Origin of the sequence: Cellulomonas telluris, assembly GCF_004886325.1 — a bacterium.
Taxonomy (GTDB): Bacteria; Actinomycetota; Actinomycetes; order Actinomycetales; family Cellulomonadaceae; genus Cellulomonas; species Cellulomonas telluris.
Map to the genome: position 1 here is coordinate 446,160 of NZ_QXFN01000001.1, position 13,204 is coordinate 459,363.

Sequence of the window (13,204 nt, forward strand, 5' to 3'; positions counted from 1 at the left end):
GTGGACGCGGCCTCAGCCGGACGCGAGAACCGAGCGCAGCCGGTCCGCGAACGCGCGCGGCTGCTCGAGGAACCCGGTGTGCTCACCGGGGAAGGCGGTGACGGGGACGCCGAGCAGCGCCGCCAGCGCGGTCGACGTCCGTGCCGTCTCCAGGCCCCCCGACTCCTCGCCGAGGCCGACGACGACCCGCCGGGCACCCGCGCGCACCGCGGCGGCGTCGGGCACCCACGTCGTCGTCCAGGTGAGCTCGTGCAGGAAGAAGCGCGCGCTCTCCCGCTCGAGCTGCTCGTCGTCCTGCGCGGTCGCCCTGTTCGCGATGGAGGACATGGTGGAGGTCGAGGACCCCGCGTCGACCGGGGAGACGGGCCGCTCCCCGTACCACCAGCTGCAGGACGCGCTGGCCCGGCTCGTCGCCGAGGGGCGCCTCGACCCGGCCGCCGTCGCCGGCGCGGCGCTCACCTGCTGGTCCGGCGTCCACGGCTACGCGACGCTGGCGGCGCTCGGACCGCTGCGCTCGCTGCCGCGGGCGGAGCGGGACGCGGCGGGTGCCGGCGTCGTGGGCGGCCTGGTCGCCGCGGTGACGGACGGGCCGGGCGCCGGGCGCGGCGCCTGACCGCGCGACCCTACGGCGGGGGGACGGGCACGCCCAGCGACTCCAGCAGCGCCACGACGCGGCGGCGGATCTCGTCGCGGATCGGCCGGACGGCCTCGAGGCCCTGGCCGGCGGGGTCGTCGAGCTGCCAGTCCTCGTAGCGGACCCCGGGGTAGAACGGGCAGGCGTCGCCGCAGCCCATGGTGACGACCACGTCGGAGGCCTGGACGGCCTCGGGGGTGAGCACCTTCGGCTGCTCGCCCGTGAGGTCGACGCCGACCTCCCGCATGGCCTCGACCGCGACCGGGTTGATGCGCTCGGCGGGCATCGACCCGGCCGACCGCACCTCGACGGCACCCCCGGACAGCGCGCGGACGAAGCCGGCGGCCATCTGGGACCGGCCCGCGTTGTGCACGCAGACGAAGAGCACGGACGGGGTCGTGGCGGTCATCGAGCTCCTCCGGTGGCGGTGGCGGTGGCGGTGGCGGGGGCGAGGGTCGCGGCGAGGGCGCCGGCGACGAGGTCGTGGGCCTGCCCGGCGACCCGGAAGTGGGCCCAGCGGCCCCGCTGCTCGCGGGTGACGAGGCCGGCCTCGGCGAGCGTCGCCATGTGGTGCGAGACGGTCGGCTGGGAGAGGCCGACGGGGCCGGTGAGGTCGCAGATGCACGCCTCGCCGCTCTCCTGGGCGGCGATCAGCGAGAGCAGGCGGACGCGGGCCGGGTCGGCGAGGGCCTTGAACGTGCGGGCGACGTCACGGGCGGCGTCGGCGTCGAGGCCGGCGTCGGGGGTGCCGCAGCAGCCGTCCGTGGAGGCGTCGACGGCGAGGGGCAGGAGGTCGGGCACCCGCACATCGTGGCACACGTATTGACATGTGTCGATGCGTCGGTCCAGGCTTCGACACATCGAAGTTCATCGATACGTGGAGGACGACATGAACACCAGCGCGAGCACCCACGAGGTGCACGAGACGGTCCGCCGGCGGTACGCCGCCGTCGCGACCGCGACCGCGACGGGCGCCGACCCGGCCGACGGCCCGGCGACCGACGGCGGGTGCTGCGGCGGCACGGGTGGCTGCGGCGGCACGGGGTGCTGCGGCGGCACGGGTGGCTGCGGCGGCACGGGGTGCTGCGGCGGCACGGGCGGCTGCGGCAGCGGCGCCGGCCCGACGTTCGGCGCGGGGCTCTACGACGCGAGCGAACTCGTGGGCCTGCCGCGAGCGGCCGTCGGCGCGAGCCTCGGCTGCGGCGACCCCACTGCGGTCGCGGACCTGCGCCCGGGCGAGCGCGTCCTCGACCTCGGCTCGGGCGCCGGCATCGACGTGCTGCTGTCGGCTCGGCGCGTGGGTCCCACCGGCTTCGTGCACGGGGTCGACATGACGGACGAGATGCTCGCGCTGGCCCGTGCCAACGCGGCCGAGGCCGGTGCCACCAACGTCGCCTTCCACCGCGGCACCATCGAGGACCTGCCGCTGCCCGACGCGTGCGTCGACGTCGTCGTCTCCAACTGCGTCGTCAACCTCTCGCCGGACAAGGACGCCGTGCTCGCCGAGGCCCACCGCGTCCTGGTGCCGGGCGGGCGGCTGGGCATCTCCGACGTCGTCGCGGAGGACCGGCTGACCCCGGCCGAGCGCGCTGCGCGCGGCAGCCACGTCGGGTGCGTCGCGGGCGCGCTGTCGTTCGGCGAGTACACCGCGGCGCTCACCGCCGCCGGCTTCGTCGAGGTGCGCGTGGAGCCGACGCACACCGTGGCCGACGGCATGCACGCGGCCGTCGTGCGGGCGGTCAAGCCCCGCCCCTGACGTCAGCAGGTCGCGTGCACCGCGCCGGGTGCGTCGCGGGGGAGCACGTCGCGGTCACGCAGGACGACCGACAGCCCGGGCAGCGCCCGCCGTCGGTCGTCCTGCGCCGCGCACAGGAGCGCGAACGCGTCGGCGTCGTACTCGACGTCGAGGACGACCGGGTACGCGCCGGCGTACGTGCCGCACTCGTCGAACGCCGCGCAGTCCTCGGCCACCACGAGGTCGGCGCCGGCGGCCCGCACGCGGTCCGTGACCTCCGCCGCGTTCTTCTGCGCGTACGCGAGGCCGCGGGCGTGCGCGCGGTCCACGAGCAGCGCCGTGAACGCGACCGCGTCGTCCGCGTCCAGCAGGCCGCGCGAGCGGGTCCACGAGTCCAGGTTGTCCACCTCGACCGCCTCGAAGCCCGCGCTCGCGCAGCGGTCGAGCAGGGGGCCGACCACCTCCCGGACCAGGCGGGTGCGCAGCGCGGGCGTCGACACGTCGAGGAGGACCTCGTCGGGCCAGTCGGGGTCGGCCACGGGTTCGCCGCCGTCGTGCAGCACCAGCTCGGGGTGCTCGGACACCAGCCGGTCGGTCTCCGCCGGCTGGCTCTGGAACCCGTTGACGTAGCAGACGTCGTACCGCCCGGCGGGCAGGGCGGTCACGTCGCGCACGACGACCTCGGTCGCGGGCGCGGGTGGTCCGGCACCGCCGAGCTGGTACTCGAACGGCGCGCCCGGACGCGGGAGCGTCACGGCGTCGGTGCCCGGCCGCGGACCGGTGCACCCGACCGCGGCCAGCAGGGCGAGCAGGGCGAGCAGCGGGGCAGCGGCACGGCGCACCGGCACGGGCGTCACCCGTCGCCCCGCAGCTCCGCCGGGACCGCGCTCGGCGGCGTGACCCCGACAGGCTCGACGAGCACGAGCGGGTCGGCGTCCAGGTCGAGCACGCGCGAGCGGGCGGGCGCCGTCGTCGCCGTCTCGAACCGCACGGTCGCCTCGCGCCCCCGCACGTGGACGACCCAGCCGCGGCCGAGCGTCGCGTGCTCGACGTCGAGGCCTGGCCGCGCGTTGGCGGCGTCGAGGAGGCGCCCGGTCGCCGGCGGGCCAAGGGGTCGGCCGACGACCGGGACGGTCCCGTCGCCGGGCGCCTCGACCGCCGGCACCGGCTTCTCGGCGCCGACGAGACGCGGGTCGTCCGCCGGCCCGGGCAGGACGTCGCCCTCGTCGTCCCCGTCGAGCGGCAGGTCGGGCTGCACGACCGCGTCGTCGCCGCCCTCCAGGTCGAGCGCGAGCTGGGCGTGCGGTGCGAGGTTGTGGAAGGAGACGCCGAGCAGCCGGACGGGCTCGTCGATGCCCGCCGCGAGGGCGGCGCGCCGCGCCGCGTCCCGCAGCTGCGCGACCGAGGCGGTCGGGTGCGGGAACGTCACCGACCGCGTGACCGTCGAGAAGTCGCCGTAGCGGACCTTCGCGACCACCGTCCGCGTCGCACCGCCGTGCCGCTCGAGCCGCTGCAGCGCCTCGTCGACCACGTCGTCCACCGCCGCGAGCACGACGTCCCTGCCGGCCAGGTCGTGCGCGAACGTGCGTTCCGCCCCGGCGGACTTGCGCTCGCCCGACACGCTGACCGGCCGGTCGTCGAGCCCCCGCGCCATGAGGAACAGGTGGGACCCGTTCGCCTCGCCGAGCGTCATCGTCAGCGTGTCCAGCGGCTGACGGCGCAGGTCGGCGACGGTGCGGACCCCCAGGCGCTCCAGCGCGCCCGCCGTGGCGGGCCCGACGCCGGGGATCACGCGCACGTCGAGCGGCAGCAGCACGTCGTCCTCGTCCGCGGGCCGGACGACCACGACGCCGCCGGGCTTGCGCAGGTCGGATGCGATCTTCGCGACCAGCTTCGAGCGTCCCACGCCGACCGAGACGGTGAGACCGGTGAGCTCCGCGACGCGGGCCTGCACGCGGGCCGCGGCCTCCTCCGGCTCCGGCGTGCCCCCCTCGGCCTGCGCGAGGTCGGCGAACGCCTCGTCGATCGACAGCGGCTCGACGCCCGGCGTCAGCTCGCGCAGGACGCCCATGATCACGCCCGAGTAGGCCGCGTACGCCGCGAAGCGGGGCACGAGCACGGCCGCCGCCGGGCTCAGCCGACGGGCCCGGGCCATCGGCATGGCGGACCGTGCGCCGTCGCGACGGGCCTCGTAGGACGCGGTGGACACGACGCCGCGCGGCCCGACACCCCCCACGAGCACCGGCCTGCCGCGCAGCGACGGCTTGTCGCGCTGCTCGACGGCCGCGAAGAACGCGTCGGCGTCGAGGTGCAGCACGGTGGCGGCGTCGCGGACGCGCACCGCGTCCACCAGGCGCTGCGCCCGGTCCCCTCGCCCGTCCACGCCCCCATCCTCCCCGTCCCCACCGACGCCGGACGCACCGGCGGCCCCGGTGGCGGGTGTGCCGGAACCCGCCCCGACCAGGGGTGGGGATGGCTACGCTCGGCCCGATCGTCCGGCGGGGACCCCCGACCGGTGCACGCCGCGGGGCACGGCGACGGGAGAGACCCACGTGACGACCACCTCCGACGCGCCTGCGCGCACACGGCCGCGCGGGCGCGACCGCGTCCTCCTCGTGGTCGTCGTCTTCCTCGCGGTCTCGGCGGTGGCGTCGGTGCTGCTGGCGGCCGCGCAGGCCGCGACCGGGCTGCCGACCGACGTCCTGGTGCTCACGCAGCTCGCGACGGCGTTCGGGGCGGTCGTCACCTGGCTGCTGTGGCGCGGCCGGCTCGTGCTCCCGCCGGTGCGCCGCGGGGGACTGCGGGTGCCGCTGCTCGCGTCGCTCGGCGTGGCCGCGGTGGTCGTCGCGGTGGCGGCGGTGGCGCAGGCGGTGTGGGGCGGGTGGCCGCCGCTCGACCCGGCCACGCTCGGGGCGCCGCTCGTCGTCGTCCTCGCCGCGCAGCTGCTGGGTGCAGCGGGCGAGGAGGTCGGCTGGCGCGGCCTGGTCCAGCCGCTGCTCGAGACGCGCCTGCCCGTGCTCGGCGCGGCGGTGGTGACCGGCCTGCTGTTCGGCCTGGGGCACGTGCACGTCCTGGCCGCCGGTCCCGTCGTCTACGCGCTGTTCCTCGTCTCGGCCGTCGGGCTCTCGGTCGCGCTCGCGTACGTCACCACGGGCCGGTCGGTCGTGCAGCGCGTCGTGCTCGGCACCGTGCTGCACTGGCTCGTCAACGTCGTGCTGCTCGTCGGCTTCTCCGGCGGGGACGCGTCCGCGCGGTGGACGGCGACCACGGCCGTCGCGACGGTCGTCGCCGGTGCCGTGTGCGCGCTGGTGGCGGCGCGTGCCGCTCGCCGGGCCGCCCGGACGGCCGCCTGACGTCGTCTTCACCCGGCGGTCGGACGCTCGCCGCGCCGTCGTCGCCGGCCCTGGTTAGCGTGAGCCGCGTGAGCGCCCCCACGGTCAACCTGACGACCGACCCCGTCGAGCTGCCCGGCGTCGACCCGGCCGACCCGCCGACCGAGCTGCTACCCGGGAAGCTGTGGCAGGGCGGCTGCCCGGTCGACTTCGACTGGGTGCGCGCGACCGGCATCGGCGCGGTCGTCGACCTCGCGGACGCCGACGCCCTCGCCCCGGCCGCCGACGTCGAGGGTCTGGTCTACCTCAAGTCGCCGCTGGTCGACGGCGACGACCTCCCCGACCCGGCGCTCACGCTGCGGCTCGCGGCCCTCGTGGCCGGCCTGATCGCCGACGGGTACCGCGTGCTCGTGCACTGCACGTTCGGGCGCAACCGGTCCGGGCTGATGGCGACCCTGGTCGTCCGCGAGGTGCTCGGGGTGACGGGTGCGGAGGCGCTCGCGCACGTGCAGTCGCACCGGCGCCGCACCGTCAACAACGAGGGCTTCGCGGCCTGGCTGCGGACGCTGCCCGCGCCGCGCTGACGGCGCGCACCGAGCACGGCCGTCAGAGCGGCGTGCGCCACCGGGCGACCGTCGCGCCCAGCCAGTCGAGCGGGCGGCCCGCACGCCGGTCGTCCCACACCCGGAAGGCGACGCCGCCGAGCTGGGCGATCGCGTCGAGGACGGCCCGGCCCTCCCACGTGCGCACGTCCGCGCCGTAGGCCCGGCAGAACGCGAGGTAGGTCGCGGGGTCGAGCTCGCCCGCGTCCGCGCGACGTGCGGCGCTGGACAGGTCGTACTCGAGGGGTGCGCGCGCCGCGAAGTCGAGGTCGATGAGCACCGGGCCCGCGGCCGTGGCCAGCACGTTCGCGGGGGAGACGTCGCCGTGCACGACGCCGGTGCCGAGCGGGGAGCGCAGCGCGGCGAGCTCGGCGAGCAGGGCCGCGCGGGCCTCGACGAGGACGCGCGCGGCGCTGTCGGGCAGGTCCGGCGCCACCGTGAGCACGCGGCGCAGCGGCTGCCACGCGGGCACGTCGGCGTCGGCGTGCTCGGCGTGGAACGCGCGCAGCAGGGCGCCCGTGCCGGCCCAGTCGACGGGGCCCGTCGCGGTCAGCCACGGCTGCACCGAGACCACGCCCCACGACGTCACGACCGGCTCGGCGACCGGCAGCAGGGCCGTCGCGGACCCGGCGAGGGCCGTCGTCACGCGCGCGAGGTGGTCCGGGTCGGTGCCCGCCGGGTACACCTTCACGGCCAGGTCCCCGCACCGCAGCACGACCGTCGTGAGCGCGCTGACGACGACCGCGTCCGGCACGGCGAACGGCAGGGCGAGCCGTGCCTCGTCGAGCGCGAGCAGCGCCTCGTCCGCGCCCCACGTGCCGGCCGGGAGCGGCAGCGGGTCGGCCGGGAGGACCGCCCCGGCGGCCGGGTGCGGCGCCGGGACGACGAGCGCCTCCGCGTCGAGCACGACGGCGACGTCGGCGGGGGAGCCCGAGGTCGGGCGGGGTGCTGCGGGCTCGGCCGTGAGCGACATGGGAGGTCTCCCGGTCAGGTGCGGATGGTGCCACCACACGACGTCGGTGCACGCGCACGACCGGGTTGGGAGCAGGACTGTAACCCCCGGACGGCCGCCCGTGGCAGTCACCCGCGCGGGCGACGCGCCGGCGGGTCGCGTGGTGGACTGTCGGCCGTGACCGAGCCGACCGCCGTCCTCGTGCGTCCCGCGACCGCGGCCGACCTGCCCGCCGCGGCCGCGGCCCTCGCCGACGCCTTCGCCGACTACCCCTGGACGCGCTGGGTCGTCCCCGCCGACGACCACGCCGCACGCCTGGCCGAGCTGCAGCACCTGTACCTCGCGCACGCGCTCGCGCACGGGGTCGTGCTCGTCGACGACGCCGTGACCGGCGTGGTCGCGCTGGTCCCGCCGGACGTGCCCGCCCCCGACGACGCCACGTGGGCGCGGGTCGCCGAGCTGCACGGCGACCGGCTCGGCCGCCTCGCCGAGGGCGGCGCGGCGCCGGCGCCGGACGGGGCCTGGACCCTCGCGACGCTGGGGGTCGCCCGGGCGGGGCAGGGACGCGGGGTGGGCGGTGCGCTCCTCGCCGCGGCGCTCGGGCGGGTCGACGCCGCCGGGGCGCCGGTCGCCCTGGAGACGTCGGACCCACGCAACGTCGCCCTGTACGAGCGCCACGGCTTCACGACCACCGGCCACGTGCAGGTACCCGCCGGGCCGCCGGTGTGGGCGATGGTCCGCCCCGCGCGCTGAGGGCCGCCGGCCCGCACGGCGTCGGCGAGGATGGGGGACGTGGACACCCCCTACCGCGTCATGACCGTCTGCACGGGCAACATCTGCCGCTCCCCGATGGCCGAGGTCGTGCTGCGCACGAAGCTCGAGGAGGCCGGGCTCGCCGACGTCGTCGAGGTCGACTCGACGGGCATCAGCGACGAGGAGCACGGCAACCCGGTCGACCGCCGGGCGCGCGCGGTGCTGCGGGCGCACGGGTACCCCACCGGTGAGCGGTGCTGCGGGCGCACGGGTACCCCACCGGTGAGGGGCACCGCGCCCGGCAGGTCCGCGCGAGCGACCTCGTCTCCCGCGACCTGCTCCTGCCGATGACCGCCGCGCACGCACGCGCGCTGCGGCGGCTGGCCGGCGGGGACCCCGCCCTGACCGACCGCATCCGCATGCTCCGCACCTTCGACCCCACCGCCGAGCACGAGGCCGGGCAGCCGGAGGACGTGCTCGACGTCGACGACCCCTGGTACGGCCCGGACGAGGCGTTCGAGCGCACGCTCGCGGAGATCGAGGCGGCCGCCGACGGCATCGTCGCGCACGTGCGGGACGGCCTCGCCGCCCGCCGTCGCGGCTGACCGGGGGAGGATGGCCCCATGAAGGTCGCCCGCCGCGCCCACGTCCCGCCGTTCGCCGTCATGGAGGTCCTCGCCGCCGCGAACGCGCGCCGGGCCGCCGGCGAGCACGTGCTCAACCTGTGCGCCGGCGAGCCGTCGACGGGCGCCTCCGACGTCGTGCGGCAGCGCGCCGTCGACCTGCTCACCATCGGCGACCTCGGGTACACCGAGTCCCTTGGGGCGCCCGGGCTGCGCGCGGCGATCGCCGCGCACTACCGGGACACCTACGCCGTCGACGTCGACCCGTCGCGCGTCGCGGTCACGACCGGGTCGTCCGGGGGGTTCATGCTCGCGTTCCTCGCGGCGTTCGACGTCGGCGACCGCGTCGCGCTCGCCCGCCCGGGCTACCCGGCGTACGCGAACATCCTCACCGCGCTCGGCATCGAGGTCGTCGACCTGCCGTGCGGCCCGGAGCAGCGGTACCAGCCGACGGTCGCGCAGCTCGAGGCGCTCGACCGCCCCGTCGACGGGCTGGTCGTCGCGAGCCCCGCCAACCCCACCGGCACGATGATCGAGCCGGCCGAGCTCGCCGCGCTCGCGGCCTGGTGCGGCGAGCACGGCGTGCGGCTGGTCAGCGACGAGATCTACCACGGCATCACCTACCCGGACGCGTCCGGCAGCACGCCGCAGACCGCCACGGCCGCGCGGTTCCTCGACGCGGGCGCGGTCGTCGTCAACTCGTTCTCCAAGTTCTGGGCGATGACCGGCTGGCGCCTCGGGTGGCTCGTCCTGCCCGACGACCTCGTCGCGCCCGTCGACGCGCTCGCGGGCAACGTCGCCCTGTGCCCGCCCGCGCTCGCGCAGCACGCCGGCGTCGCGGCGTTCAGCGCCGAGGGCATGGCCGCGGCCCGCGCGAACGTCGAGCGGTACGCGGTCAGCCGCCGGCTCCTGCTCGACCGCCTGCCGGACCTCGGGTGGGACCCCGTCGCCCCGGCCGACGGCGCGTTCTACCTGTACGGGGACGTGTCGGCGACGGGCCTGGACTCGGTGACGTACTGCGCGCGGCTGCTCGACGAGGCCGGCGTCGCGCTCACGCCAGGCAGCGACTTCGACCCCGTCGGCGGCCGCGACTGGGTGCGGCTGTCGTTCGCCTCGGCACCCGAGGTCGTCGCGGAGGCGGCCGACCGCGTCGCCGACTGGCAGTGGCGGCTCTAGGCGCCCGGCGCCTCGGGCGCGGTGCCGACGACGACCGTCGCCCCCGTGGCCACGGCCGCGCTCACGCAGCCGTGCACGCGCTCGACGTCGGCGCGGCGCGCGTCCGCGGCCAGCACGAACACGGCGCTGGAGGACGGCTGGTCGGCGGACATGTACGCGTCGACCACGGCCGGGTCGGACGCGCACGCCCCCGCTCCGGACGCGTCGCCGGAGACGTAGACCGCCCACGGCCCCTCGTCAGGGATGTCGACGGCCGCGCGCCGCCCGAGCAGCATCGACACGGCGGCGAGCACGCTCGTCGAGAGCATCGCGGCCACGACGACGGCGGCGATCAGCCGGGTGCGTCGGCGCATGGGGGTCCTCCCGGTGGGTGCCCGGCACCCTAACCCGGATGCCCTGACGGACCCTCAGGCCGGCCCGTCGCTGCCCGCCGGGTACTCCTCGAGCGGCGCCGCGTCGTCCGCCCAGGCGGCGAGCATCGGCTCGACGATCCGCCACCCCTCCTCCGCCTCCGCGGCGCGGGCCGACAGGCGGGTGTCGCCCTCGATCACCGCGAGCAGCAGCTGGCCGTACGGCGTGGGGTCCTGCCGCGCGAGCTCGGTGTCCAGGCGGACCGTCTCCAGCTCGAACGGGTCGCCGATGCCGTTGACGTTGAGGTCGAGGGACATGCGGTCCGGGTCGAGCTGCAGGCGCAGCTCGTTGCGCACGGGCCGCTGCCCGGGGAAGACGAGGTGCGGCACCTGCCGGAACCGCACGACGATCTCGCGCCGGTCCGCCGCCAGCGCCTTGCCGGTCCGCAGCCGGAACGGCACGCCGGACCAGCGCCACGTGTCGACCCAGAGCGTCACCTCGGCGTACGTCTCGACGCCGCGGCCGGGGTCGACGCCCGGCGCGTCGGCGTACGCGTCGACGGCACGCCCCTGCACCGTGCCCGCGGTGTACCGGGCGCGGCGCGTCCAGCGGGCGACGTGGTCGCGGTCGGGTGTGCGCACGGCGCGCAGCACGTCGGCCTTGCGCGCGGCGAGGTCGGCGGGGGCGACGGACGTCGGAGGCTCCATCGCCACGTACGTCAGCAGCTGCAGCAGGTGGTTCTGCACCATGTCGCGCAGCGCGCCGGACCGGTCGTAGTACGACGCCCGGCTCTGCGCGTCCACGGTCTCGTCGAACACGATGTCGACGGACTCGACGTGCGTGCTGCTCCACAGCGGCTCGAGCACGCGGTTCGCGAACCGCAGCCCGAGCAGGTTGAGCACCGTCTGCTTGGCGAGGAAGTGGTCGACGCGGAAGACCTGGTCCTCCGGCAGGAGGCGGCCCAGGGCGGCGTTCAGCTCGACCGCACCGGCCAGGTCCTCGCCGAACGGCTTCTCGACGACGACGCGCAGCCCGCTCGGCAGGTCCACGTGCGCGAGCGCCTCGACCACCGGCTGGAACAGCACGTGCGGCAGCGCGAGGTACAGGACGAGCGGGTCCGCGTCCTCGAGCTCGGCGGCCGCGATGCCGGCCTGCAGCGTCGCGGGGTCCGTGACGTCGCCGCGCACCCACAGGGCGGCGTCGACCAGGGCCGCCACGTCCGGGTCGGGGCCGTCCGGCTCGTACCGGGCGACCTTCGTGCGCACGTGCGCGCGGAAGCCCTCGGTGTCGAGGTCGTCGTTCGCGACGCCCACGAGACGCAGCCCGCCGGGCACCGCGGACGCGACCCGCGCCAGCCCGGGCAGCAGGTAGCGGGCCGTCAGGTCGCCGGTGGCGCCGAGGACGACGACGCCCGCGGTCACGGGCGCACTCCTCGGACGCGGGACGGGAGGGGGCCGCGGCAGCTCGTGCGCATCGCCCCATCGTGGCGAGGACGGGGCGGATCCGCGCGTCGACCGGCGCGGCGGCCGCCGCGGCTGGGAGGGTGCGGCCAGGACGTTCGACGGGCGGAGGAGACATGGGCGAGACGGACCTGGCGGCGCTGGTCGCACGGCTCGAGCAGGAGGAGGGCGGTCGGTCGCTGCCGCGGTTCACCAACGACGACGCCTGGTGGCTCGGGACGTGGGTGCGGGAGAGGGCGCGCGAGCGCGGCCTGTCCGTCGTGGTGGACGTCCGGCGCGGTGAGCACCAGCTGTTCCACGCCGCGCTCGACGGCACGTCGGCGGACAACGACGCGTGGGTCGAGCGCAAGGTCCGCACGGTCCGGCGCCTGGGGCAGTCCTCGTACCTGGTGGGACGCCGGCTCGCGCTCAAGGGGCAGACGCTCCTCGACATCGGGCTGGACCCGCTGCTGTTCGTCGCGGCCGGCGGGTGCGTGCCCGTGGTCGTCGACGGGGTGGGACCGGTCGGGACGCTCGCGGTGTCGGGCCTGCCGCAGGCCGACGACCACGCGCTGGCCACGGAGGCGCTCGCGGCGCTGCGCGAGCACCAGGGGGCCGGCGCCGCCTGAGCGCGCGGCACGCCGACGTCACTCGACGACGCCGGCGTGCACGTCCTCCGCGAACCGCCACAGCGCGTCCTCGCGGGCCTCGTCGTACGACTCGGGTGACGACGGCACGACGCGGCGCCGGTCGACGTACGCGCCGCTCGCCGCGGTGAGGTCGCCCAGGAGGAGGGCCGCGAGCGACGCGCCCGCCGTCTCGACGGTGTCGAGCAGCGGGGTGCGTGCGAGCAGCGGCAGCACCCGCAGGTTGAGGAACCGGGTGGCGGGCCCCGCCCGGCGGGTCAGCCCGGTGCCGGGCACGAACGCGGGGTTCCAGGACAGCACGTCGACGCCCGCCGGGGTGTGCCGGGCCCAGGCGTGCACGAGGTGGACGGCCGCGAGCTTGCTCGTGGAGTAGGCGGTGCGGCCGGCGGCGACCGTGCCCGGCCGGTCGAAGGCACCTGGCCGGGCCAGCACCGCGGGCTCCGACCAGCGGGGCGCCGGCACGAGCCCGAGGTTGTGCCGCAGGTCGCCGAAGTGCGTGTCGCTCACGGTGACGACGGCTCGCGCCGGCGGGCGCAGCCACGGCGCGAGACCGCGCAGCAGCACGTGCACCGACAGCACGTTGACGACGAACGTCGTCTCGAGGCCGTCGGTGGTGTGCAGCGCGTCCGGCAGCTGCACCCCGGCGTTCGCCGCGACCGTCCGCAGCGGCGGCAGGCGGCCCGCGTCCAGCAGGCGGCCGACGTCAGCGGTGGCGGCGCGGACGTCGTCGAGGCGTGCGAGGTCCGCCTCGACGGGGACGACGCGGGCGGGACCCAGGGCGTCCGCCGCGGACCGCACGGCCGCGGCGCGCCCGACGAGGACGAGGTGGGCGGAGGGGTCGCGGCGCAGCACCTCGGCAGCCGCCGCGCGGCCGATGCCCCGGGTGCCTCCGGTCATGACGATCGTGTGCACGGGTCTACCTCTCGCCCTGCGGGTCCTCCCGCACTTCGGTTGACAATG

The 13,204-nt window shown here is 77.0% G+C and carries 18 protein-coding genes; 9 read left to right on the forward strand and 9 right to left on the reverse strand.

Annotated elements, in window-relative coordinates; genetic code table 11:
- Nucleotides 1-12 precede the first annotated feature (12 nt).
- Nucleotides 13-327, reverse strand: coding sequence for a hypothetical protein (locus tag FB586_RS02170; protein WP_136517676.1), 315 nt, complete (start codon nucleotides 325-327; stop codon nucleotides 13-15).
- Here FB586_RS02170 and FB586_RS02175 point away from each other — a divergent pair.
- Nucleotides 317-613: a TetR-like C-terminal domain-containing protein gene (locus tag FB586_RS02175; protein WP_136517677.1), complete on the forward strand. Its 297-nt coding sequence runs from the start codon at nucleotides 317-319 to the stop codon at nucleotides 611-613. The genes FB586_RS02170 and FB586_RS02175 overlap by 11 nt on opposite strands.
- A 10-nt stretch (nucleotides 614-623) precedes the next feature.
- Here FB586_RS02175 and FB586_RS02180 read toward each other — a convergent pair whose 3' ends face one another.
- Together FB586_RS02180 and FB586_RS02185 are read right to left on the reverse strand one after the other, a co-directional pair.
- Nucleotides 624-1,043 (reverse strand): arsenate reductase ArsC, encoded by a 420-nt coding sequence (locus FB586_RS02180; RefSeq protein WP_136517678.1) that lies wholly within the window; start codon nucleotides 1,041-1,043, stop codon nucleotides 624-626.
- Nucleotides 1,040-1,435, reverse strand: coding sequence for an ArsR/SmtB family transcription factor (locus FB586_RS02185; protein ID WP_136517679.1), 396 nt, complete (start codon nucleotides 1,433-1,435; stop codon nucleotides 1,040-1,042). Before FB586_RS02185 ends, FB586_RS02180 begins: the two co-directional genes overlap by 4 nt.
- 88 nt (nucleotides 1,436-1,523) lie before the next feature.
- On the opposite strand from FB586_RS02185, the gene arsM reads away from it, so the two are divergent.
- Complete coding sequence (arsM, locus tag FB586_RS02190; RefSeq protein ID WP_136517680.1) at nucleotides 1,524-2,390, forward strand: arsenite methyltransferase; 867 nt, start codon at nucleotides 1,524-1,526, stop codon at nucleotides 2,388-2,390.
- Nucleotides 2,391-2,392: 2 nt separating this feature from the next.
- Here the strand turns inward: arsM and FB586_RS02195 are convergent, their stop codons facing one another.
- Together FB586_RS02195 and FB586_RS02200 are read right to left on the reverse strand one after the other, a co-directional pair.
- Entirely contained in the window at nucleotides 2,393-3,217 is an 825-nt protein-coding gene (locus FB586_RS02195; protein ID WP_168800417.1) for an endo alpha-1,4 polygalactosaminidase, read from the reverse strand.
- Between the two features lie 5 nt (nucleotides 3,218-3,222).
- Nucleotides 3,223-4,752, reverse strand: a complete 1,530-nt coding sequence (locus FB586_RS02200) for a DNA polymerase IV (protein ID WP_222928261.1) — start codon at nucleotides 4,750-4,752, stop codon at nucleotides 3,223-3,225.
- Between the two features lie 169 nt (nucleotides 4,753-4,921).
- Here FB586_RS02200 and FB586_RS02205 point away from each other — a divergent pair, with 169 nt between their 5' ends.
- Nucleotides 4,922-5,722: a CPBP family intramembrane glutamic endopeptidase gene (locus FB586_RS02205; protein ID WP_168800418.1), complete on the forward strand. Its 801-nt coding sequence runs from the start codon at nucleotides 4,922-4,924 to the stop codon at nucleotides 5,720-5,722.
- 68 nt (nucleotides 5,723-5,790) lie between these two features.
- The gene (locus tag FB586_RS02210) at nucleotides 5,791-6,285 is read left to right on the forward strand and encodes a protein-tyrosine phosphatase family protein (RefSeq protein WP_136517684.1); all 495 of its coding nucleotides are present in this window, start codon (nucleotides 5,791-5,793) and stop codon (nucleotides 6,283-6,285) included.
- Between the two features lie 22 nt (nucleotides 6,286-6,307).
- On the opposite strand, the gene FB586_RS19200 is transcribed toward FB586_RS02210, so the two are convergent.
- Nucleotides 6,308-7,276, reverse strand: coding sequence for a phosphotransferase (locus tag FB586_RS19200; RefSeq protein WP_168800419.1), 969 nt, complete (start codon nucleotides 7,274-7,276; stop codon nucleotides 6,308-6,310).
- A 156-nt stretch (nucleotides 7,277-7,432) separates the two neighbouring features.
- On the opposite strand from FB586_RS19200, the gene FB586_RS02220 reads away from it, so the two are divergent.
- Genes FB586_RS02220 through FB586_RS02230 form a run of 4 tightly spaced genes read left to right on the forward strand, consistent with a single transcriptional unit; the run spans nucleotide 7,433 to nucleotide 9,807 of the window.
- Entirely contained in the window at nucleotides 7,433-8,008 is a 576-nt protein-coding gene (locus FB586_RS02220) for a GNAT family N-acetyltransferase (RefSeq protein WP_246036348.1), read from the forward strand.
- Nucleotides 8,009-8,047: 39 nt separating this feature from the next.
- Nucleotides 8,048-8,359 carry an arsenate reductase/protein-tyrosine-phosphatase family protein gene (locus FB586_RS20290; RefSeq protein ID WP_370741039.1) on the forward strand — a complete coding sequence of 104 codons (312 nt, stop codon included), beginning with the start codon at nucleotides 8,048-8,050 and terminating at the stop codon, nucleotides 8,357-8,359.
- A complete protein-coding gene (locus FB586_RS20295) occupies nucleotides 8,263-8,613 on the forward strand; it encodes an arsenate reductase/protein-tyrosine-phosphatase family protein (protein ID WP_370741040.1) in 351 nt (116 codons plus the stop codon). Before FB586_RS20290 ends, FB586_RS20295 begins: the two co-directional genes overlap by 97 nt.
- Nucleotides 8,614-8,631: 18 nt before the next feature.
- Nucleotides 8,632-9,807: an aminotransferase class I/II-fold pyridoxal phosphate-dependent enzyme gene (locus FB586_RS02230; protein ID WP_136517686.1), complete on the forward strand. Its 1,176-nt coding sequence runs from the start codon at nucleotides 8,632-8,634 to the stop codon at nucleotides 9,805-9,807.
- Here FB586_RS02230 and FB586_RS02235 read toward each other — a convergent pair.
- On the reverse strand, nucleotides 9,804-10,160 hold the full coding sequence (locus FB586_RS02235; RefSeq protein ID WP_136517687.1) for a hypothetical protein: 357 nt from the start codon (nucleotides 10,158-10,160) through the stop codon (nucleotides 9,804-9,806). The genes FB586_RS02230 and FB586_RS02235 overlap by 4 nt on opposite strands.
- A gap of 54 nt (nucleotides 10,161-10,214) precedes the next feature.
- Complete coding sequence (locus FB586_RS02240; protein ID WP_136517688.1) at nucleotides 10,215-11,579, reverse strand: glucose-6-phosphate dehydrogenase; 1,365 nt, start codon at nucleotides 11,577-11,579, stop codon at nucleotides 10,215-10,217.
- A 155-nt stretch (nucleotides 11,580-11,734) separates the two neighbouring features.
- Here FB586_RS02240 and FB586_RS02245 point away from each other — a divergent pair, with 155 nt between their 5' ends.
- Nucleotides 11,735-12,226: a heme-degrading domain-containing protein gene (locus tag FB586_RS02245; protein ID WP_136517689.1), complete on the forward strand. Its 492-nt coding sequence runs from the start codon at nucleotides 11,735-11,737 to the stop codon at nucleotides 12,224-12,226.
- Between the two features lie 18 nt (nucleotides 12,227-12,244).
- Here FB586_RS02245 and FB586_RS02250 read toward each other — a convergent pair whose 3' ends face one another.
- Nucleotides 12,245-13,156 carry an SDR family NAD(P)-dependent oxidoreductase gene (locus FB586_RS02250; protein WP_222928262.1) on the reverse strand — a complete coding sequence of 304 codons (912 nt, stop codon included), beginning with the start codon at nucleotides 13,154-13,156 and terminating at the stop codon, nucleotides 12,245-12,247.
- Nucleotides 13,157-13,204: the final 48 nt, after the last annotated feature.

Coding starts and splice junctions, on each gene's coding strand:
- FB586_RS02170 (WP_136517676.1), bottom strand. CDS start 327: ATGTCCTCCATCGCGAACAGGGCGACCGCGCAGGACGACGAGCAGCTC.
- FB586_RS02180 (WP_136517678.1), bottom strand. CDS start 1,043: ATGACCGCCACGACCCCGTCCGTGCTCTTCGTCTGCGTGCACAACGCG.
- FB586_RS02175 (WP_136517677.1), top strand. CDS start 317: ATGGAGGACATGGTGGAGGTCGAGGACCCCGCGTCGACCGGGGAGACG.
- FB586_RS02230 (WP_136517686.1), top strand. CDS start 8,632: ATGAAGGTCGCCCGCCGCGCCCACGTCCCGCCGTTCGCCGTCATGGAG.
- arsM (WP_136517680.1), top strand. CDS start 1,524: ATGAACACCAGCGCGAGCACCCACGAGGTGCACGAGACGGTCCGCCGG.
- FB586_RS02235 (WP_136517687.1), bottom strand. CDS start 10,160: ATGCGCCGACGCACCCGGCTGATCGCCGCCGTCGTCGTGGCCGCGATG.
- FB586_RS19200 (WP_168800419.1), bottom strand. CDS start 7,276: ATGTCGCTCACGGCCGAGCCCGCAGCACCCCGCCCGACCTCGGGCTCC.
- FB586_RS02245 (WP_136517689.1), top strand. CDS start 11,735: ATGGGCGAGACGGACCTGGCGGCGCTGGTCGCACGGCTCGAGCAGGAG.